This is a genomic window from Hymenobacter defluvii, assembly GCF_017589435.1.
GTDB lineage: Bacteria > Bacteroidota > Bacteroidia > Cytophagales > Hymenobacteraceae > Hymenobacter > Hymenobacter profundi.
The window spans coordinates 248,508-270,966 of the sequence record NZ_JAGETX010000004.1; the positions used below are offsets into that span (position 1 = coordinate 248,508).

General features: G+C 57.6%; 12 protein-coding genes. 1 reads left to right on the top strand and 11 read right to left on the bottom strand.

The window, feature by feature from the left end:
* Nucleotides 1-68: 68 nt before the first annotated feature.
* From J4D97_RS09800 to uxuA, 11 genes are all read right to left on the bottom strand, one after another.
* Nucleotides 69-2,717, bottom strand: coding sequence for a glycosyl hydrolase 115 family protein (locus J4D97_RS09800; RefSeq protein ID WP_208307421.1), 2,649 nt, complete (start codon nt 2,715-2,717; stop codon nt 69-71).
* Nucleotides 2,718-2,846: 129 nt separating this feature from the next.
* Nucleotides 2,847-3,962, bottom strand: a complete 1,116-nt coding sequence (locus J4D97_RS09805) for an endo-1,4-beta-xylanase (protein ID WP_208307422.1) — start codon at nt 3,960-3,962, stop codon at nt 2,847-2,849.
* A 146-nt stretch (nt 3,963-4,108) separates the two neighbouring features.
* A complete protein-coding gene (gene xylA / locus J4D97_RS09810; protein WP_208307423.1) occupies nt 4,109-5,440 on the bottom strand; it encodes a xylose isomerase in 1,332 nt (443 codons plus the stop codon).
* Nucleotides 5,418-6,944 (bottom strand): xylulokinase, encoded by a 1,527-nt coding sequence (locus tag J4D97_RS09815; RefSeq protein WP_208307424.1) that lies wholly within the window; start codon nt 6,942-6,944, stop codon nt 5,418-5,420. The genes xylA and J4D97_RS09815 overlap by 23 nt, the downstream gene beginning before the upstream one ends.
* 197 nt (nt 6,945-7,141) lie before the next feature.
* Entirely contained in the window at nt 7,142-9,337 is a 2,196-nt protein-coding gene (locus tag J4D97_RS09820; RefSeq protein ID WP_208307425.1) for a glycoside hydrolase family 3 N-terminal domain-containing protein, read from the bottom strand.
* Nucleotides 9,327-11,276, bottom strand: a complete 1,950-nt coding sequence (locus J4D97_RS09825) for a sialate O-acetylesterase (RefSeq protein ID WP_208307426.1) — start codon at nt 11,274-11,276, stop codon at nt 9,327-9,329. The genes J4D97_RS09820 and J4D97_RS09825 overlap by 11 nt, the downstream gene beginning before the upstream one ends.
* A 231-nt stretch (nt 11,277-11,507) precedes the next feature.
* Nucleotides 11,508-13,469, bottom strand: coding sequence for a RagB/SusD family nutrient uptake outer membrane protein (locus tag J4D97_RS09830; RefSeq protein ID WP_208307427.1), 1,962 nt, complete (start codon nt 13,467-13,469; stop codon nt 11,508-11,510).
* A 12-nt stretch (nt 13,470-13,481) separates the two neighbouring features.
* On the bottom strand, nt 13,482-16,523 hold the full coding sequence (locus J4D97_RS09835; protein WP_243900238.1) for a SusC/RagA family TonB-linked outer membrane protein: 3,042 nt from the start codon (nt 16,521-16,523) through the stop codon (nt 13,482-13,484).
* 136 nt (nt 16,524-16,659) lie between these two features.
* Nucleotides 16,660-17,478: an SDR family NAD(P)-dependent oxidoreductase gene (locus tag J4D97_RS09840; protein WP_208307429.1), complete on the bottom strand. Its 819-nt coding sequence runs from the start codon at nt 17,476-17,478 to the stop codon at nt 16,660-16,662.
* A 38-nt stretch (nt 17,479-17,516) separates the two neighbouring features.
* Complete coding sequence (locus tag J4D97_RS09845; RefSeq protein ID WP_208307430.1) at nt 17,517-19,616, bottom strand: alpha-glucuronidase family glycosyl hydrolase; 2,100 nt, start codon at nt 19,614-19,616, stop codon at nt 17,517-17,519.
* 78 nt (nt 19,617-19,694) lie between these two features.
* Nucleotides 19,695-20,945: a mannonate dehydratase gene (uxuA, locus tag J4D97_RS09850; RefSeq protein ID WP_208307431.1), complete on the bottom strand. Its 1,251-nt coding sequence runs from the start codon at nt 20,943-20,945 to the stop codon at nt 19,695-19,697.
* Between the two features lie 325 nt (nt 20,946-21,270).
* Between uxuA and J4D97_RS09855 the strand changes: the two genes are divergently transcribed.
* Entirely contained in the window at nt 21,271-22,431 is a 1,161-nt protein-coding gene (locus J4D97_RS09855) for a LacI family DNA-binding transcriptional regulator (protein WP_208307432.1), read from the top strand.
* Nucleotides 22,432-22,459: the final 28 nt, after the last annotated feature.

Consider the following 22,459-nt stretch of genomic DNA (forward strand, 5'->3'; position numbering starts at 1 on the left):
GTTGTATGCGCTAAAGAGAGTCCGGTGCCGAAAAGGTAACGAAATAGAGCACGCCATGCGGGGTAGCACTAGCGCTGCCCCACGCTGTTTTTCGTTGCCGCAGGAGCTGGCTTGGTACCCGTAGCACTTTCCGGCGGACCCAGGTAGCTGGGCTTCAGTCCGCCGCAGTCTACCACCAGCTTTTCCAGCACCACGCCCGGATCAACGCGCCAGAACTTCAGCATGTGCTTGCCGGGCGTGGCAAGGGTGTGCTGAGTGGTTTTCAGGATGATATTCTCGGCCACAGCTTTTTCCCAGGGGCGGTTGCCGTTGTCGGCTACCATGCCCGTGTGCAGATTCACGATTTGCGGGGCTTCGTCGTCGAACGACACAGCGTAACGCAGCCCCTCGCCACCCGTAAAGTTCAAGGTAGGCGCCAGGTAGGCTTGTACAGTGACGGGACCGGCCGTAGAAAGCTGCATCTGATATTCCAGATGTGGACTGTTGCCGCCAGGTTGCGTAATGGGCGCCGTCGTTGGATATGTGCTGATGCCGCCCAGCGTGCGCCCCAGGTTCGGAATAGTTTGCCATTTCGCTTGGCTACCATCCACAGCCTTGCTGTAGTGCGGTGCCTCTACGGACACGTAGCCATCAGCTTCCACAAAGGCCGCGCCCGACGCGGGTTGTGGCTGCGGTTTCTGCACGGCCGCGGCAACAGATAGCGCCGGTGCCGTGGCCGCCGCTTCGGCAATGGTTTGCACCTCCGGCATTTTGTCGGCCTTCTCGTCGTGCCAAGCCTTGTAGCCGATGTGCATCTGGTCCATCATGTGGTTCCATTTGCCGCCGGCAATGGCGTTGTAGCGCTTCGAAATCTCGGCGTCTTTTTCGAATAGCGCCTTGGCTTTAGCAGCTAGCTCGTTGGTATTTACCCGGTTGTTCTTAGCGGCTTCGCGGTTCAGAGCTACGGTGTAGTACAACTCGTTGAGGTTGGCGCAGGCCAGCACAGGGTGCAGCACCAGCTCGAAATACGCATCCTGGTAGGAGGCGGGCAATTGCCGGCCAATAGCTTCCGCCTGGGTCAGCAGCTGGTTGTAGTCAGCTACCACCATGGGCCACTCGTTGTAGTTCGTCAGGCTGTAGGTATCAGGAGAGAGTAGCTCGGGCTTGCGGCGAGCATTGTACTTGGCATATTTGGCCAAAATGTCGGCAATGCCGGCGGCGTGCTTCGGTCCGAATTGCTGAGCGGCCCACTGCTGAGTATACTTCCCTACCTCGTCGGCTTTGATGTTGTCAGGGTTCCAGGCGTAATCGAGGAAGAAGCTGATGGGCAGTTCCATGGGCTTCAGGTCCCCCACATTCACTACCCAAATCTGGTTGGCACCGTAGGCATGAGCCAGGTGCATTTGCTCACGGATGCGTGGTAGCGGATTCGTATTCAGCCACTTGTAATTACGCGGACCGCCCACGTAGTCGAAGTGGTAGTAGATGCCGTAACCACCGGCGCGAGGCTTTTCGCCCAGTTTGGGCAGCTTGCGCAGGTTGCCCCAGTTGTCGTCGCAGAGCAGTAGCGTTACGTCGTCGGGCACACGCATGCCTTTGTCGTAATAGTCCTGTACCTCTTTGTAGAGCGCCCACATTTGCGGCGTTTGCTCGGCGGGTTTGCCAGTAACATCGGCAATAATCTGGCGCTGATCGGCCACAATTTTTTCCAGCAAGGCAATATTGCTACCCTCGCTCATAGGCTCATCGCCGTCGCCACGCATCCCAATGGTCACTACGTTTTCGCGGGTGCCCATGCGCTGCATGCCGCCGCGCCAGAAGTCGCGCAGCACGTCGGGGTTAGTCTGGTAGTTCCAGGGGCCTTTCCCGTAGCGACGCCATTCGTCGTGGGCGCGGGTGAGGGGTTCGTGGTGGGAGGTGCCCATCACAATACCGTACTCGTCGGCCAGCACGGGGTTTTGCGGGTCGTCGTCGTTGAAGGCGTTGCCCCACATGGCAGGCCAGAGGTAGTTACCTTTCAGGCGTAGGATCAGCTCAAACATGTGGGTGTACATCTTTGAGTTGAAGCCGCCAAACTTCTCCTTCGTCCAGCCCGACATGGCCGGCGCCTCGTCGTTGATGAAGATGCCGCGGTATTTCACCTTCGGTTCGCCCTGCGTGTGCCTACCCGCCGCCACATACAAGGCCTTTTGGGGCTTGGTTGGCACATCGGCCCACCAGTACCACGGCGATACCCCCATCTGCTCCGACAAATCGTAGATGCCGTAGATGGTGCCGCGTTTGTCGCTGCCGGCAATCACCAGGGCGCGGTCTACGCCGGGCATTGGCTTGTCAACTATTTGTTCCACAAACACTTCCCACTTGCCCACTACCCCCGACACGTCGAGCTTCTTGTCGCGCACCAACTGGTCGATGAGCGGGCTCTTGCCGATGGTGCCAATCAGTACCACTTCCCTACCCTTCGGCGCCTGGTCGGTGGTGAGGGTAGGCGTCACGCTGGTCACGCGGTGGATGTCGGCCTGCAAATCTTTAGCCGCTCGCAGCACGCCTGGCCAGTCCTGAGCGCTGGCGTAGAGTGGCGCGGCTTTGCCGCCAGCTTCCAGCGCGAAACTGCCCTTTTGCTTTTTCGACGTGACGTAGGAAGTGCCATCAAGGGCTTGAGCGGGCTGCGTGGCACCGAGCGTCAGGCCAGTAACAAGCAGCAAGATGAAGCGCCGAGGAATAGATAAAGAAGGCATAGTGGGTGGGTTAACGCGCGGGTAGGAAACAGGGTAGTAGGGGCGCGTTGCACGCGCCCGTCGTTGCATATGGCAGGTAGGGAAGTTGACCACAACGCCCACGAAAATGAGCTGTGGTGCAACGCGCCCCTACCGCGCAGCCTGCACCACAGCCCGGAAGGCGGGCTTGGTCTGGTACTGACGGTCGAACAGCAGCGGGTAGCTGGTGCGGCCCTTGATGGGCCAATCGTTCAGCCAAGAATCGGCATCTGTCACGCCCCAGAGGGTGATGCGGTCAATCACGTCGCGGTGCTTCCGGAACAACGCAAATAGGTCGGCATATCGTTTCGTGAGCTGCTGCTGCACCGAGTCGGGTAGGCCGGTAGTGTAGACGTTGTACTTGGCATCGGCACCGAAGGTCTCGGCAATGTCGGCGCCTTGGCGGCGGCTGGGGTTCGGCAGCACATCAATATCCAGCTCCGTGAAGTTGACGTGCACACCCAGCTTCGCGAAGGCCACAATACTTTCCTCCACCTGCGCAATGGTAGGCTTGGTGAGGCCGTAGTGGCCCTGCATGCCGATGGCTGTTACCTTGATGCCTTTAGCCTGCAAGCCTTTCACAAGTTTAATCACGCCTTCCCGCTTTTCGGGGCGGTAGAGGCTGTAATCGTTGTAGTAGAGCTCAGCCTTGGGGTCGGCTTTGTGGGCGTACTCGAAAGCTTTGGCGGCGAAATCTTCGCCCAGGATTTCCAGCCACTTGGTCTTGCGCAGGTTACCCTGCTGGTCGTCGATGGCCTCGTTCACTACGTCCCAACCGCCAATCTTGCCTTTGTAGCGGCCCACTACGGTGTTGATGTGGTCCTCCAGACGTTTCAGCAGCACCTCGCGGCTAGTGGGTTGGCCGTTCTCGCCCTCAAACACCCAATTGGGCGTTTGCTGATGCCATAGCAACGTGTGGCCCACAATGAACATCTTGTTCTGTTGGCCAAAGGCCACGTAGTCGTCGGCAGGCTTGAAGTTGTACTTGTCGGGCTGCGGGTGCACCGGACCCCACTTCAGCAGGTTTTCGGGGCTGATGGTGTTGAATTGCTGCTTGATTAGGGCCGTAGCCTGGGCGTCTTGTCCGCCGATTTGGCGGTAGTTAAGCGCCGCTCCCACGTAGAAATCCTTCTTATAAGCATCTTTTAGGGTCGGCTCTGATTTCTGCACAAATCCCAGGCAGAAGCCAGCCAAACCGAGATACAATAAGCTGCTTTTAGTTTTCATTGGAAAGTCGATAAGGAAGATCGTAACAGGATATACCGCCCCGCGCCTACCCCCATGTGGGGTGGCGGGAATACATACATGGAAAAAATGCTCCCCCCGGTTCGTTGCTAGGCAGCCAACCAGGGAGAGCATTTCATCTTTTCAGCTTAAATATATTGGTTGATCAGGCTTTCCAACCACTCCTGCTTGCCGCTGCGAGGGGTAGGCTCGCCGTGCTCGAAGGCCAGACGGCGCAGGTCATCCAAGGTCAACTCACCGCGCTCGAAGGCCGCACCCGCACCCGAATCGAACGAGGCGTAACGCTCCGTGCGGAATTTCTTGTAGGCCGACTTCTCCAGAATGTCGTTGGCAATCACCAGCGAGCGGGCGAAGGCGTCCATACCGGCAATGTGGGCAATGAAGATGTCCTCCAGGTCGGTGGAGTTGCGGCGGGTTTTGGCGTCGAAGTTGATGCCGCCGTGCTTGAAGCCACCGGCCTCCAGAATCACCAGCATCGACTCAGCCAGCTCGTTCAGGTTGTTGGGGAACTGGTCGGTGTCCCAGCCGTTCTGGTAGTCGCCGCGGTTGGCGTCCATTGAGCCCAGCATGTTGGCGTCGGCGGCCACTTGCAACTCGTGCTGGAATGTGTGCCCAGCTAGGGTAGCGTGGTTCACTTCTAGGTTCAGCATGAAATCGTTTTCCAGGCCATACTCTTTCAGGAAGCCGATTACCGTGGCGGCGTCGAAATCGTACTGGTGCTTGGTAGGCTCAGCGGGCTTAGGCTCGATGAAGAACTTGCCAGTGAAGCCCTGCTTGCGGGCGTAGTCGCGGGCCGTAGCCAGGAAGCGGCCCATGTGCGCCAGCTCGCGCTTCATGTTGGTGTTGAGCAGGGTCATGTAGCCCTCGCGGCCACCCCAGAACACGTAGTTTTCACCGCCCAGCGCGATAGTCGCGTCCAGCGAGTTTTTCACTTGGGTAGCGGCATAAGTCAGCACCGAAAAGTCGGGGTTGGTGCTGGCGCCGTTCATATAGCGCGGGTTCGAAAACACGTTGGCCGTGCCCCATAGCAGCTTCACACCGGTTTCCTGCTGCTTCTGCTTGGCGTAGCCCACGATGGCTTGCAGGTTGCTTTCGTACTCTTTCAGGGAAGACGCCTCGTCCACCAAATCCACGTCGTGGAAGCAGTAGTAGGGCGTGCCCAGCTTGGTGAAAAACTCGAAAGCAGCGTCCATCTTATCGTGAGCACGGCCCAGGATATCACCCTTGGCATCCCAGCCAAACTCTTTAGTACCAGGACCAAACGGGTCGCCGCCGGTGCCGGTGAAGGTGTGCCAGTAAGCCACAGCGAAGCGCAGGTGCTCCTTCATGGTTTTGCCGGCTACCACACGGTTCTCATCGTACCATTTGAACGCCAATGGGTTGTCCGACTCGCGGCCTTCGTACTTGATAACGTCTATGCCTTTGAAATGCTCCGTCTTAGTTAGCGTGTTGCTCGACATGGTGGGAAATAGTTGAAGTTGAAAGAATCTGTTGGGTAAGCGCCTGGTGCCATCGGGCATAGGCTGCTTGGTATTGCGTTTGTAGCTCAGAGGTAGGCGCCAGCGTGAGAATGCGCTCCAGACCTACAAAGGCGTCGGCAGGCGAGGCGTAGAGCCCCACTCCTACCCCCGCACCGCGGGCTGCACCCTGGGCGGCGTCGGTGTTAAACAGTTCCAGTGTTACGTTAGCCGTATTCACAAAGGCCTCCCGAAACACTGGGCTCAAGAACATATTAGCGTTGCCGGCGCGCACGGTATGTACCTGCACGCCCGCCGCCCGCATAATGTCAATGCCATAGTTGAGCGCATACACGATGCCTTCCTGGGCGGCGCGCAGCACGTGGGTGCGGTCGTGGCGCGTCAGGCTGAGGCCCAGCAGCTCGGCAGTGGTCGGCTCGTTTTCCAGGATGCGCTCGGCGCCATTGCCGAAGGGTAGGAACAGCAGCTCCTCGGCCCCTACCGGCGCTTGGGCAGCCAAGCGGTTCATCTCATCATAAGGCAGCTCGCCCACAATTTTGCGCAGCCAGCTATTGAGAATACCCGTGCCGTTCATGCACATCAGCATGCCGTTGCGGGGCTGATCGGGCTGGCTGTTCACGTGCACAAAAGCATTCACGCGAGAGCGCGAGTCTACCACCGGCTGGTCGCTGATGCCGTAGACCACGCCCGAGGTGCCAGCCGTGGCGGCAATTTCGCCGGGCTGCAACACGTTCAGGGAGAAGGCGTTGTTGGGCTGGTCGCCGGCGCGGTAGCTCACGGGCGTGCCGGCTGCCAGGCCTAGCTCTTGGGCGGCTTCGGGCGTCAGGCGGCCCTGCTCGGCAAAGGTGTCTACCAGGGTAGGCAGCAAGTCATGGTCGAGACCATAGTAGTCGAGTAGCTCTTGCGCTACCGCTTGCTCTCGGAAGTTCCAGAACACGCCTTCTGACAGACCCGACACGGTGGTTTGCAACTCACCTGTCATCTGAAAGGCGATATAGTCGCCGGGCAGCTGGATTTTGTGGATTTGCGCGTATACCTCCGGCTCGTTATCGTGCACCCACTTCAGCTTGGACGCCGTAAAGTTGCCAGGCGAGTTAAGGAAATTTTGCAGGCAATATTCTTCGCCCAAGGCCTCGAAGGCCGCATTGCCGTAGTCCACGGCGCGGCTGTCGCACCAGATAATGGCGGGGCGCAGCACCTTGCCGGCCTTGTCCATCAGTACCAACCCGTGCATCTGGTAGGTAATACCTATGCCGGCCACCTGCGTCGCATCGAAACCGTAGCTGGCCTTCAACTCCTGAGTGGCATTGATGGCTTCCTGCCACCAGCGCTCAGGACGCTGCTCGGCCCAGCCCGCCTGCACAGCCAGGATTTCCATTTCCTGCCGGGGTGAGGTGGCGCTGGCCAAGCACTTACCCGTGTCGGCATTCAGGAGCGCAACTTTCACCGACGAGCTGCCGATATCATACCCAAGCAGGTAGTTCATAGAAGGAAAAGGTAGGGTTAATATTCTCGAAATATACACCCGCACTAAGCAGGATACCAGTCTAAAAACCGCTTAAACGAAGCGTATAAGCCTTTTTTATATCGGAACCGTTTTCGAAAACGTTTCCGATAGGTGCAATAAACCTATTTTTTTCTTGTATGGTCTACGGAGTTCATCCTGCTTTGAACACCATCTTGTTACCGTACGACGACTGTAGCCACGGCTGGCGCGCTGGCCCCTAGCGCCTGACTGCGCTTGCCGGGGAGGGCGCCACCCACCGAAATCGTAACGGGTCCGTTGGCGGCTACTGTTTTGCCTTGGGCGTTAACCAAGGCCAGTTGTTCGGGCGTGAGTGTAAACTTCACAGTGGCGCTGGCACCCGGTTCCAGGCGCACGCGGCGGAAGTTCTTCAGCGCAAACAGCGGCACTTGCTGCCCAGCGCGGGACGGATGCGTTACGTAGAGCTGCACCACTTCCTCACCGGCCATTTTACCTGTATTGCGCACAGTAGCTTCCACCTCCATGGGCTTATTCTTGGCTGCTTTCTTGGGCAGCTTCAGCCCACCATACTCGAATTTGCCGTAGCTCAGCCCGAAGCCAAAGGGATACAACGGCTCCTGCGTCATGTAGCGGTAGGTGCGGCCCTGCATCGAGTAGTTTTCGTAGGCAGGCAGTTGCTCCAGAGATTTGGGGAAGGTGATGGGCAGCTTGCCCGAGGGCGCTACCTTGCCAAACACTACGTCGGCAATGGCGTTGCCACCTTCCTCGCCGGGGTACCAGGCCAGTACCACCGCATCGGCCAACTCGTGCACTTCGGCCAGATTCATGGGTGAGCCGCCCGTCACGATGGCCACAATGGGTTTGTCGTTGTTTTTGCGCAGGCCGCGCAAGAAGTCAATCTGATTTTTGGGCAGGTTGTAGTCGAGCCGGTCGCCGAATGAGGGGGAAGCAATGGATTCGCCCTCTTCGCCTTCCAGCAACCCGTTGATACCCAGCACCACAAACGTAGCATCCACGGTGCGGGCCGTGCCGCTCACCCAGTCCACACCGTTTTGGTTGGGGCGGTCGAGCAGGGCGCCGGGGCGGTACTGCATCTGGCTGGCCGGGCTCACGCCGGCCACCAGGCCTTCCAGAATGGTGCTCATGGACGGATTTACGCCGTAGTAATTGCCCAGCAGCGCGTCGAGGTTGGCGGCGTTGGGGCCGGTCACGAAGTACTTGGGCAAGTCGTTGCGCAGGGGCAGCACGCCGTTGTTTTTGAGCAGCACAATGGACTTTTGGGCCGCCTCGCGGGCAAGGGCGCGGTGCTTGGCGCTGTTGATGATTTCGGCGCCCAGCTTATCGTAGGGGCTGCTACCCTGCGGATCAAACAACCCCAGTTTGAACCGGGTGCGCAGCAGAATAGCCAGCGAGCTGTCCATTTTCGCTTCGGTGGTGAGTCCCTTCTGCACCGCTTCGGGTAGGGAGGGGTACACACTGCCACAGTTCAGGTTTACGCCCCGCTCCAGGGCTAGGGCGGCGGCTTCGGCGGGCGTTTTCACCACTTTGTGGCCTTGGTAAAAATCCACCAATGCCCAGCAGTCGCTCACAAGGTGGCCCTTAAACTGCCACTGGCCACGCAGCACGTCTTGCAGCAGGTAGCTGTTGCCGCAGCATGGCTCGCCGTTAGTGGCGTTGTAGGCGCACATCACGGCTTCTACCTTGGCATTCACCAACTGGTGAAACGCGGGTAGGTAGGTTTCCCACAAATCCTGAGGCGAGGCCTGGGCATTGAACTCGTGGCGTAGTTTCTCGGGGCCACTGTGCACGGCAAAGTGCTTGGCGCAGGCGGCAGTTTTGAGGTAGCGCGGGTCGTTGCCCTGCAAACCCTCCACGAAGGCCACCCCCAGCCGACCCGTGAGGGTAGGGTCTTCGCCGTACGTCTCCTGTCCCCTACCCCAGCGCGGGTCACGGAAGATGTTGATATTGGGCGTCCAGAAGGTGAGGCCACTGTACTGCTGGCGGTAGCCCTTGGCTACCGCCACGTTGTACATGGCCCGGGCCTCGTCGGAAATAGCCGTCGATACACGCTGGGCCAGGTCCTCATCAAAGGTAGCGCCTAGCCCGATGGCCTGCGGAAATACGGTGGCCGCCCCGGCCCGCCCTACCCCGTGCAGGGCTTCGTTCCACCAGTTATACGCCGGAATGTTCAGCCGCTCAATGGCCTTGCTATTGTACATCATCTGATCGGCCTTCTCTTCCAGCGTGAGCTTGCTGATCAGGTCGTTGACGCGGGTGTTCAGCGGCTGCTTGGGGTCCAGGTAGAGGGCCGTGGCCGACTGCTGAGCCTGGGCACTGAGGCTCAGGCCCGCCAGCAATAGGCTCGTTAGAAAGCGTTTGGAATTAGAAATCATCGGTGCGGAATGTAGAAGCGGGAAGGCCTTCTTTGTTGGCGAGGTTGGCGTTTTCGGGGTTGTCGGCCCAGGCGTAGCGCACGGCTACGGGGTCCTGCACTTGGTCGCTCCACACCACCACCTTATTGCCTTCGATACGAGCCTGCGCCCAATGGAATTGATGGTCGGGCCCAGCCACAGCAAAGCCTTCCAGCGGGCCCTTGCCCTGGGTTACCAAGCCGCTGCCTACCCCCGAAAACGTGAGGGTAGCCTTGTTGCCGTTCTTTTGCATCGACTGGTAAAGAGGGCCCGAGGCCACCACATTTTTGTCGCCGTAGGCTACCTTCTGGGCGGCCAAGGCCAGGCGGTGCCCCACAGGCTGCTTGGTTACGGGGTGAATGTCGTTCCACTCGCCCAGGCCCAGCGTCACGGCCATGCCCGTGTTGGGCACTTCCAGCAAGTGGCGCTGGATATCGCGAATCATGGCCCAGCCACTCTCACCGGGCTCTTTCTTGGCGGCATTAAAGTTGGGTAGCTGCACGAAGAGGAACGGCAGATTGGGCTGCTGCAAGTGCTGGCGCCAGTCGGCAATCAGGCTGGTCATCAGCGCTTGGTAGTCCTGCGTACGGCCGGCATTCGATTCGCCCTGGTACCACACAATGCCTTTGATGGCGTAGGGCGTTACAGGGGCAATCATGCCGTTGTACAATCCACCGGGCTGGTACTGAAAGGTGGTGCTACCGGGTGCGGGCGACATCGTGGCGCCTACCTTGTACTGCCAGGGGCCGCGCAAATCCAGCGTCTGGCCGCCAGCCATCAAGCGGTACTCCTTGTCGAGGGTGAAGCCCCCACGGCCGCCGTTGCTGACCAAGCGCACCACCACCGTGTTTTTACCCGGCTTCAACACGCCTGGCCCAAAGTCGTATTTGCGGGGTGGGTACTGGTAGCCGGTGCTGCCCACTAGTTTCCCGTTGATGTAAGTGGAATCGGCATCAACCAGCGTACCCAGCTCCAGGCGAGCGGGCTTGCCCACCATGCTGGCCGGTACGTCCACTTCCTTCCGGAACCAGAGCACACCGTTCACGGGTCCCAACGGGGTTTGGTTGGCCCAGTAGCCGGGCACGTTCATAGTGGCCCAGTCGGCGGCGTTGTAGCTGGGGTCCGACCATTTGGTTTGGCCGGGCGCTTCGCCCTGGTCGGCTTTGTAGAGGCGCTGCTGCCAGTCGCGGCCGGCGGCTTGGTCGCGCTGCTGGGTGCTGGCTACCAGAGTGCTATCCTTATACTTCTCGGCGGCTTGCTGATAGGCAGGAAATTGCTTGAGGGCGTCGGCGCTCAGCCAGGCTTCGGCCGGCGAGCCACCCACAGCATCTTTTATGATACCAATGGGTACTTTATACTTGGCGTACAAGTCCTTGGCAAAAAAGTAGGCCACGGCCGAGTAGTCGCCAATGGTTTGCGGCGTCACGGGTACCCAGCTGCCGCCTTTCAGGTCGGCTTTCGGACCGTTGAACGCATAGCTCATCGGCACGTTGAACTGGCGGATGCGCGGGTTGTTAGCGGTGGCTACCTCCTCGGGGTATTTGTCGCGCACGCGGGTCATGGTGGTTTCCATGTTCGACTGCCCCGAGCACAGCCACACGTCCCCAAGTAGAATATCACTCACTTTCAGCTGATTGCTAGCCGTCAGGGTCATATCGTAAGGACCACCGGCTTTCATGGCGGGTAGGCTCACGCGCCACTGCCCCTTGGTATCGGCAGTGGCGCGGTAGGTTTTACCCTGAAAAGTGATGGTGACTTTCTCCCCCGCTGCGGCCCAGCCCCAGATGGTGATGGGCTTCTCGCGCTGCAACACCATGCCATTGCTGACCAGTTGTGGCAGCCGGATCTGGCTGAATGCCGCCGAAGCGGGCAGCACACAGGTGCAGGAAAACAATACTACTACTTTTAGAAAAGAATTCATGCGTCAGTATTTGAATGCGCTTGCTCGCGGCCAATCCGTAGCTGCCAGGAACGAACGCGGCAACCGATACTCTCAATATCTATAAAAGACTGGCTCGCACTTCCTTGCACATACCAGCGACTTGCCGTGCGTGCTGCTATACAATTGGCTTTCCCTTCTGCGCACACAATGCCTCAGAGGGTAGAGAAAAGATTGGCTGCCCATCTTGGGCAGCCAATCTTTCGCATCAGCCTATTGATAGCTTGGGTTTTGATAAGCCGCCTTTACATCTGCTGATACGTCTAAACGCTCAAGCTGGAACTGCGGTATAGGACGCAGATAGTGATACGGTTGGATGGTGCGCGTAACGGTTATAGGGGTATGGTCTCCGTAGTTAGTGCCCCCAATACGGTAGGTAGAAGCTAACTCATTCCATTTTTGAGTGCGCACTAGGTCAAACCAACGGTAACCTTCAGCATAGTATTCACGCGAACGTTCTGCCAGGATGTAGTTGATATCTATAGTGTTCGGAGTAGCCGCCACCATCGCAGCGCTGTTATCCTGCACTTTGGCCATGTTCCCGTTGTTATCGAAACGCCACTTACCGGCCCGGGCACGAATTACATTAATTAATTCCCGGGCGCTCTGACCAGATTTGGTAGTGGCTCCTTTTACGGCGGCTTCGGCCGCTACGAAGTATAGTTCCGAGAACTTGGCAATGTTGAACGGCCGCGTGCTGCCGGCATTGGGCTGTCCTAAGCCCGTACCGTTGTCGGTACGGTAGGGGCCGAGTTTCCAGAGACCAGGATACACAATCCGGCTGATCCCAAGCGGCGAAATCACATAATCTGCTCTACCGGGTAGCACGCCTGCGCCTACATTGCTCGCGCCAGTGCCGGTGGGGTACGTAATGGCAGTAGCGGGCTCTGCGTTCAGGAAAGTCAGGATTGGGTCACCTGGATTTACTGGCAGATTGTTGGCGTTCCATGGCTCTGTGGGCAGAACGCCACCTGCTTTCGGCCAGTTACCACGATAGACAGTAGTAAAGGTGCCATCGTAGCGCGAATCGTTGGTTTTGTCGGCAAAGGTGTTTACAACAGCACCAATGGTAGGAGCCATACGGTTCCAAGGACGGCCTAACGCCTGTACTGCTTCGCGCTGTACAGAAGAGAAAGGGCCACGTACCCCTTTTGCGTCTAGTCCTGTGCTTCGGATGTTGGTGTAGTTCCACGTCATCATCCAGCCGGCAAAGTTGTCAGGGGAACCACCACTACCAAAGGTGATGCTGCCACCATTGTATAACTCGCTGGCTTCGGTGTGGTCCGCGAACAGCAGCATTTCCAAATTGCGGTCATTCGTTCCCACGTGCACATCGTAGTACGTTGGCTGCAGGCGGAACGGCCCCGGGTTATCAATACCAGCAGTAGCGACATTGTAGGCCTGCTGATAATAATACTGGGCGTCATGGCCGTCCGGATCGGTTCTTGGAGCCGCGGGATAAGTGGGAATGTTGTTTGGATTTTCAAGCCACCAGGCATAGGTTAGGTAAGCTTTAGCCAGATAGAGGCGGGCAAGCGTCTTGGTTGCGCCTCCTACAACCCGTGGATTCGCCGGCAAGTCGTTGACGGCTTGAAGCAAATCAGGAAAAACAGCTTTGGTATAGACCTCGGGCACTGTGTTGCGGACCGAGGTTCTGATAGCATTGCTGTTGAACTCCAACTCTCCCGAACCCAAGTCTAGGGGCACCCCGCCAAACGTTTGGACTAGCATGAAGTAATCGAAGGCGCGGAAGAATCTCGCTTCGGCAATCAACGCCGGAGAAATGGTACCGACGGCGGTAGCATTCTTAATAATACCACTGGCGGTGTTGATATTAGGAAAAGCAGCTCCCCACAACGCATCTGCCCGGCTGTTATTGGCATTGAGCACCGCTCTGCCGGAGAGGTCCATGGCCAGAAAGTTCTCATCGGCATCCCGGCCGTAGGTTACCTCATCGGTTCCGGTTAGCGTAGCATTATAGTAGTAAGCGTTTCCGTAGATGTAGCGCAAGTGAGCGTACATAGAGGTTAACCCACCGCTAACGCCCCTTTCTGTTTGAAAGTAGCCGGGCTCGTAAATGCTTCGGGGTTCTTCTTCCAAAAGATCCGTGCACCCAGCGGCGGACATGGAGATGATGGCCGCTCCAATAAAGAATTTTATGGTAGAGGTTTTCATATTGATCTTTTCTTAAAAGGTAAGGTTGAGTCCGGCGATGAAGGCGCGGGTTGCCGGGGCATTGGTACCCAGCGTCAGAATGCGGCGCAGGTTCTGGCCCAGGGGTACGGCCGCGTTTTCGTCGCCAAACGAGTTAGTCTCCGGGTCCATCCCTGATTCTTTGTGGTAGGGCGAGAACAGCACGAAGGGGTTTTGTGCCGTTGCGTACAACCGCAGTCGGTTAACGCCAGCATTCTTCAACCACGCCATATTGTCGAAATTATAGCCGAGCGAGATGGTACGGATCTTCAGGTAAGAGGCATCGAAATAGCCAAGCGTAGAGCCGTACTTCGGGTTGTCGCCGCTCGCGAGGGCACCTGGCCGAGGATATTTGGCATCCGTGTTTTCCGGCGTCCAGTAATCCACTTTTACGTTTCCGCGACGACCATTCAGCAGGTTGAGGTAGCCCGACGAACCGTAAATCGTACTGTTGAGCAGGCCGCCGTTTTGGAAGGCCCCTACGATGGACAGGTCAAAGCCTTTGTATGCCACCCGGGTGTTCAAACCTCCCTGAAAGTTGGGGTTTACATCCAGAATCTGACGGTCTTGGGTGCCAATGGGGCGAGTAGGGGTACCATCCGAGTTATAATCACCAGTATATTTCACCTTAATCATACCAATTGTGGCATCCGGGTTGGTAGATGGCTCCAGAATGGTTCTGTAGGGGTCTTCAGGTTGCCACAGCCCTATTTTTTCGTAATCAAAGACTACATTGATCGGTTTGCCCACAAACCACCAGTTTCCTTCGTCTCGGTCTTGCTCCCCTGCCAGCGACGTAATCTTGTTGCGGTTAGCATACACGTTGAAGCCCGCTTCCCACGTCCAGCCGTTAAGATTGTCCAAAATCAACCCGTTCAAGGAAAGCTCTATCCCTTTGTTTTGAGTGGAGCCAATGTTGGCCGTATAGCTACCCACACCGGAGGTGGGAGGCAAAGGCAACGCCAGCAGAAGGTCTTCGGTGTTGGTAAGGTAGTACTCCACGGTACCCGAAAGACGGTTTTTCAGGACTGCGAAATCCAACGCATAGTTCCAGGTTTTAGAGAATTCCCAACCCAGGTTAGGGTTGGGCAACTCATTTACAAACAGGCCCGTCTGGTAGCCGGTAGGGCTAAGGCCAAAATTGTAGGGCCGGGTGGCCAGGCGGCCCAGGGTAGCGTAGGGATTAATGGACTGGTTTGACGTTACACCGTAGCCAACCCGCAGCTTCAACATGTTTACGGCCGCAACACTCTGCATGAACGATTCTCTGGCGATGTTCCAGCCAGCTGATACCGCCGGGTACGTGTTCCATTTTCTTCCTTCGGCAAGTCGAGAGGAGCCATCCGAACGGACTGTAGCGGACAGCAGATACCGGTCATCGTAGGAGTACATCACACGCCCCATGTAGGACAACAGCCCGTATTTTACATACTGCTGGTCGTTGGGGTTTACTATTATTTCGCCGGCCGCCAGCCCCAGATTATAGAACTGGAAGGCGTCGGCAGGAATATCCCGGGCATTAATCTGCGACCGATTGAACGTATTGCTGGAGGCAGAATACAAGGCTAACGCATTGATATTATGCTTCCCGCCCAAGGTACGGTCGTAGGACAAGATGTTTTCAACGGTATAATCCGTGGTAAGCGAGTTGCTAGTGGATGCCGAAGAAGGATTAGTAGCGAGAACCGCGTTGATGCCCTGCCCCGTATAACTACCACCCTGGCCTTGCCGGTAGTTTACACCCAGGTTGATACGGTATTTCAACCCATCGACTCCTGGCATACTGAATTCACCGAAGAGAGAGTTGTAGCTGGCAAAGTTTCTCGATTGACTCAGCCATCTATCTTTATTGGCTTCTATCACCTCCTTGGTAGCTACCCACTGTTCATCCAAGGGCATTTTGATGGTTCTTCTCAGCGTCCCATCCGCATTGTACGGACTAGCGAGTGGCGATGAAGTCAAGGCACCATACACCCCCACGTTGGAGCCTTCCGTTAAGCTATAGGTATTGTTGGTAGTAAAGCCCAAGCGGACATATTTACCAACGCCTTGGTCAAGCGAGCCACGAACAGAATAGCGGGTATACTGCTGGGTAGGAATTACGCCTTCTTCCTGATAATAACCCGCATTGAAATTATACCGCCCGTTCTCCGTACCACCGGTAAGCCCTAAGTTATGGTTGGATTGAATGCCGGTTCGGTACAATAGCTTCTGCCAATCGGTATCGACGTCATCGGATTCGTCTAGGGTGTTAGTGTACAAGGGTTGCCCACTAGGATTGTACAAGGCCGTTGCTTTACGAAGCGCCGCAAACTCTGGCCCGTTCATCATGGGGTATGGGGCGAAAAGGGTTTTCGCTCCCACAAAACCATCGTATGTTACCTGTGCCTTTTGCCCTTTTTTTCCTCCTTTGGTGGTTATCAAAACAACTCCATTCGCGCCCCGCGACCCGTAGATGGCTGTGGCCGATGCATCTTTCAGGATGTCAACGCTCTGGATATCGTTGGGGTTGATGTCGCCGATAGAGCCCGGAAACGGAATGCCATCCAATACGATCAACGGATCATTGCTGGCCGTGAGAGAACGAGTACCGCGGATTCGAATCTGCGTAGTTGCGCCTGGCTGGGAGGAGGTTTGGGCAATTTGTACCCCCGGCAACCGGCCTTGCAGGGCCTGCGAGATGTTAGCCGTTGGTACTTCGCGCAAAGCCTCGCCGCTGATAGAAGCAACGGAACCCGTTACTGCTTCTGCTCTTTGCACACCGTAGCCTACTACCACCACCTCATCTAGAGCCTTGGTATCGGTGGCCAGCGTGACGTTCACAGTGGGTCCGGAAACAACTACCTCTTGGCTAATGGAGCCGATAGCACTAAATACCAGCGTGCTCCCAATAGGCACTGACAACGTAAACTCTCCGTCAGTATTGGTTGAAACCCCGTTGGTGGTACCTTTCTGCAGAACCGTAACACCAGGCAGACCTTCGCCACCTTCCTTACCGACAACTCGGCCGGAGACAGTTTGTGTGGCCTGCGCCATCACCTGCGTGGTCGGTAGTAATACACTAACTATGGGTAGTCCCGCTCCCGCAAAAAGCGGCAAACTTAAGCTTAAGACCGTCTTTCGTAATGGTGATTGCATGGCATGTGGGAGTTTATGTTGAATATTTAAAAAACTAGAATCCAATAGAATTGCCACCATCCACGGGCAGCGAGGCGCCGGTGATGTAGCGGGCCGCGTCGGAGGCCAGGAACACAGCGGCATTACCAATGTCCTCGGGCTGGCCAAACTTGCCCATGGGCGTGCGGCGCATGGCCCGGTCGCGGCGGTCGGGGTCGTTGTTCATGGCGGTCCGGCTCATGGCTGTTTCGATGAAGCCGGGTGCAATGGCATTCACCCGCACCCCAGCGCCTGAAAATTCCGAGGCCAGCACTTTTACCATCCCTTCCAAACCTGCCTTGGAGGCTGCATAGGCGGCTACTCGGTCGATGCCGTAGTAGGCGGCCATGGAGGAAATCATCAGAATTACGCCGCGCTGGCGGGCCATCATGCGGCGGGCGCACACGCGGGTGAGGGCAAATACCGCGTTCAAATTGGTGTGCACGATGCGGTCAAATTCCTCGTCTGTGACTTCCAGCGCGGGCTTCTTCATGTTGATACCGGCGTTGTTGACGAGGATATCCAGCGGGCCGTGTGCCGCCTCAATCTGCTCCACCAGTTCCTCCAGCGACGTCCGCTCCGTCACGTCGTTTACCATGTAAGCGGCCCGTTCGCCCAAGCCGGTTACAGCCTCCTTCAGGACTTCCTCGCGGCGGCCGGTAATCACCACAGTAGCACCCGCCGTGAGCATGCAACGGGCTATTTCTAGCCCAATGCCGCTGCCACCGCCCGTAATAAGGGCCACGCGGCCTTCCAGGGAGAAAACGTTATGCGGCTGCGCCGTCGGGTGCGACGCGTGGCCGTTAGAAGCAGGAGAAACCAAATGCGTGTTCATGTACCAGGAAGCCAGGCAATTGAAAATGAGAAAAATAACTAGCGAAGTTGATAGGTATCAACTTGCTCTTTGATGTCGGCTAGGGTGCGGGTGGGCGGCGGCAGGCCCGGCGGCAGCGGCAGGCGCGCTATCGACTGGAAGTACAGCACGCAGGCATCGCGCCACCACAGGGCCTCGCGCTGCTGCACCAGTAGGCGGGCTGTCACGTCGGCGTGCAGGGCGGGGTCTACGGCGGGCTGCACCTGCGCCCACTGCCGTTGCATCCACTGCACCGAGTCGGCGCCGGTGTAGTAGCGAGTAGTTAGTTCGTTCCAAAGGGTGCGGCCGGTACTGAGTTTATAGTCCCAGGGCACGTGGTGAAACCAGAGCAGGTAGTTGAGCGGGCAGGTAGCCAACGTGCCCCATTGCTGCTGCACAGGCGGGTAGTAGAGGCTGAGGGCATTGCTACCTTGGGCGGTACGGTCGAAACCCAGGCCCTCGGCGTCGGCCCGGTGGTAGTACACGGCGGTCCAGTCGGGGCGGGCACTCTTGGCCAACCAGGGCTCGGGACCATAGTGCAACGTCTGCCCCATGATGTGGTGCAGGCCCATCGGCGTAGTGTAGCGCACGTAAATGCTGCGCGACTGTTCCAGCAACGCCACAATGGTAGCAGCGGCCTTGGGTTCTTGGGTCAGCGTCATTTGCGTCCACTCTTGCGCAATAGCCTTAGCAGGTAGTGTATGGTCCCAGGCCAGGCGCCCGAAAGCGTACCAGTTGGCTTGGCCCATGGGGTGGCCCGTCCAGTTGCGGTCGGCGCCGATGTTGGCTACCCCGGCAATACCGCTGATGCGGTGCTGGTCTAAGCTGCCGTCTACCACCTTGGCTACAGTCGAGCCCAGTCCTTTAGCGTGGGTATCAGCTTCCAAGCATTCTTTGATCAGGGGAGCGAGGTACACTAGGTGGGTAGCGAAGCCCAGGTATTCCTGCGTAAGCTGCACTTCTAGCACCAGCGGGGTGCGGGGCATCTTGCCAAAAAGCGGGTGAAACGGTTCCCGCGCCTGAAAATCAATCGGTCCGTTTTTCACCTGTACCAGCACCTTGGGGTTGAACTGCCCATCCAGTGGCTGAAATTCCTGGTAGGCTTCCTTGAAACGGTCGCCGCTCCCATCGGCCTTATAGACGAAAGCGCGCCACATCACAATACCATCGTGTTGGCCCAGGGCTTCGGCCAGCATGTTGGCGCCCTGGGCGTGGTTGCGGCCGTAGTCCTGCGGGCCTGGTTCGCCTTCAGAATTCGCCTTCACCACGAAGCCCCCAAAATCAGGCACGGCCCGGTAGATTTCGTCCATTTTGGCCGCCCACCAGCGCTTCACCTGTGGGTCCAATGGGTCGGAGGTAGGAAGGCCACCCAGTACTTTGGGCGCCGCCCAAAACACCGACAGATACACCCGAATACCATAGGGCCGCATTACGCCGGCCAGGGCGGCTACTTTGCGCAGGTACTCGGCCGTGAGCAGGCGGGGGCTGGCATTTACGTTGTTGAGCACTACCCCATTAATGCCAATAGAGGCATTGGCGCGGGCGTAGTCTTGGTAGCGTGGGTCGAGCACCTCGGGCAGTTCCTGCCATTTCCAGATGCTGGAGCCTGCATAGCCGCGCTCCACGGTGCCGTTGGGGTTATCCCAGTGATTGAGAAGGCGGTATTGAATTTTCGGCTGACTGCTCAGGTTGATGCCTGCCAGCGACTGACCGGTTTGCAAGTGACGCAGCAGCGCAAAGCTCCCGTAGAGCACACCCGCATCGGTAGGGCCGCTGATGCGGATATTGCCGTCTTGGGTGGTTACCCGGTAGCCCTCACGGCCTAAGGCGGGGTCGGGGGCTACGGTTAGCAGAATCCCACCTTTGCCGCGCGCCTCCCCTACTGGCACCGCCTGCCCCAGCAGCGCTTGCAAACCCTTTTGCAGCTCGCGAGCAGCGGTTTGCAGGGTAGCCGACGCGTTGGCTGGCACAGCAATGAAGCGGGCATTGCGCAACGCCGCCTTACGCTGACTGGCCTCTGGCAACTGGTCGTACTTCAGCCACAGCCGGTAGCCATCGTCGGCGAGGCCACGGTGGGCGAGTAGACATAGCAGCAGAAACAGAAGGTAGCGGTACGGCATAGAGGGAGCGAACTGGCCAGCTACTCAGCCGGCCATTCTTGTGTCTTTTTATTTTGAAAATCAGCCAGTTATTTATTGTCAGCGCGCATCAACGGAGAGCATGGCAAGCGTCGATTTCTCTGCGGCGGCTTGGTCCGACAAGCTGCGGCGGATACCTAGTTCCAACCCGCGCAACTCGGCTAAGCCACGCAAGCGGCCAATAGCCGAGTAGCCAGGATAGGTGCGCTTTTCCAGGTCGTCGAGCATCTGGTGGCCGTGGTCGGGGCGCATGGGGAGGGTGGTTTTTTCTTCACCAGCAGCTTCCCGACGCAGCTCTTCTTCTACCAGCGCCCGCACCACGGCATACATATCCACGTCGCCGGTGAGGTGGTCGGCTTCGTGGAAGTTGCGCGGGTTTTCCTCACGCTTGGTGGAGCGCAGGTGCACAAAGTGGATGCGGTGCCCCAGGCGTTGTATCATGCCGGGCAGGTCGTTATCAGTGCGTATGCCCAGCGAGCCCGTGCAAAACGTGATGCCGTTGGCAGGCACGTCGCAGGCCGCGAGCAGGGCCGTGAGGTCGGCCTCGGTGCTCACCACACGAGGTAGACCCAGTAAGGGGTAGGGCGGGTCATCGGGGTGGATACACAGGCCGATGCCTAGTTCCTCGGCCACGGGAGCCACGGCCCGCACGAAGTAGTGCAGGTTCTCGCGCAGCGCAGCCGCGTCGATGGCAGCGTATTCGTTCAGTAAAGATTGAAACTGGTGCAGTTCAAACGCTTCCTCCGAGCCGGGCAGGCCCAGCAGCACTACGTTGGTGAGGAGTTGTACTTCCTCCGTTGTCATGGCCGCAAACTGTTGGCGGGCGGCTTCGGCCACGGCGGGCTCGTAATCGGCCTCGGCACCGGGACGGCGCAGAATGCACAGGTCGAACAAAGCAAAGTCCTGCCACACAAAGCGTAGCGCACGCGAGCCGTCGGGCATGGGGTAGCTTAGGTTGGTGCGCGACCAGTCCAGCACGGGCATAAAGTTGTAGCACACCGTGCGGATACCACAGGCCGCCAAGTTGCGCAACGATTCCTGATAGGCGGCAATGTACTGGTCGCGGGTGGGGCGACCTTTCTTGATGTCCTCGTGTACGGGCAGGCTCTCCACCACTGCCCAGTGCAGGGGTGTCTGCTTGTCGTTGTCGGCTTCAATGAGTTGCTGACGCTCCTGAATAGCCGCCACGCTCCACACTGCGCCTACTGGCATTTGGTGCAGTGCCGTTACCACTCCCGCGCAGCCTGCCTGCCGCAAAGCAGCCAACGAAACCGGATCTTGCGGACCGAACCAACGCATGGTTTGCAACATGACCTTTACTTATTATAATACAATTTTAAGACACATTACAGCTTTAGGCAGACGTATGAAGACCTACGTTACTCTATTGCTTTTGTGCCTCAATTTCTGTCGAAGTTAACCATACAATCGTCTCCGCAAACGTTACAGTAATCCTCCAAATGACTGTTTGCATAAATAAAACTATCGTAAACGTTTTCGAAAACGGTTCCGATAGGTATTTTTTTCGTTACTTCGTCAAAAAAATATTTGTAGTTTATCTTTGAATAATGAAACGACTATTCCTGTGCGTTTATTTGTTTGATACTACTTCCCTTTCCCAAAATACCATTCAACTATGATGAAGTGTACCAAGTGCGGCTTAGCCGATTCTGTGATGCGGGCTGGGTTTATTCGGGGCCGCCAGCGTTACTTCTGCAAAGCCTGCGACTATCACTTCACTGATGCCGCCTCGGCCCCTCCTACCCCACCGCGCAAGCGCCACCAGACTACCATCAGCGATGTGGCCAAAGTGCTGGGTGTGGCGCCCTCCACCGTGTCGCGGGCCATGAATGGACACACCGACATCAATGCCAACACGCGCCAAGCCATTCTGGAGGTAGCCCGCCAACTCGACTACCAGCCCAACTTATTGGCCCAGAGTCTGAAAAGCAGCGAAACCAATACTATTGGTGTGGTGATACCCGATATTGAACGGCCGTTTTTTGCTACGGCTGTTAGCGGTATTCAGCAAGTAGCAGCCGAGGCGGGCTACCGCGTGATGATCTGCCAGTCGAAGGAATCGTATCAAATGGAGGTGAGCAACGTGCAGGCGCTGGTAGCTAGCCGGGTAGACGGTCTGCTGATCTGCCATTCCCGCGAAACGGAAAACTTCGACCACGTAAAGCCGCCCGCCAGCCGGGGCATTCCGGTGGTGCATTTCGATAGAGTCAGCGACGAAATAGATAGCGCCAAAGTGATTCTGGACGACTGGCACGCCGCCTTTGTGCTCACGGAGCACCTAATTGAGCAGGGCTGCCGGCGCATTGCCATTCTGGCTGGACCTGCGTCGCTGCTCATCAGTCAGCAGCGGGAGGCGGGCTACCTCAGCGCCTTGCAGAAACACGGCCTGCCGATACTCGACGAATTACGCGCCCACATCAACTTCCGGTCTGAGGCAGCCGAAGCAGCCCTGGCTACCTGGCTGGCCCTACCCGAACCGCCGGACGCCATCTTCGCCATCAATTACACCAACGCCTTCGACCTGATTCTGGCCCTGAAACAGCGCAACCTCCGCGTGCCGCAAGACGTGGCCATTGTGGGCTTCGGCGATGAGTTTCTGGCGGCCCTTATCGAGCCAGGCCTCACCACCATCGACCTGCACCCCTACCGCATCGGGCAACAAGCGGCCCGTCTGTTCTTGGAGCAGGTACAGCAAAAGGAGAACTTCCAGCCCCGCACCTTCGTCATTGCCGGCGATTTAGTAGTGCGACAGTCGTCGTTGAAGAGGAGTTCTTAGGGGGTAAGAGAGTAGGAAGAAAATGTGT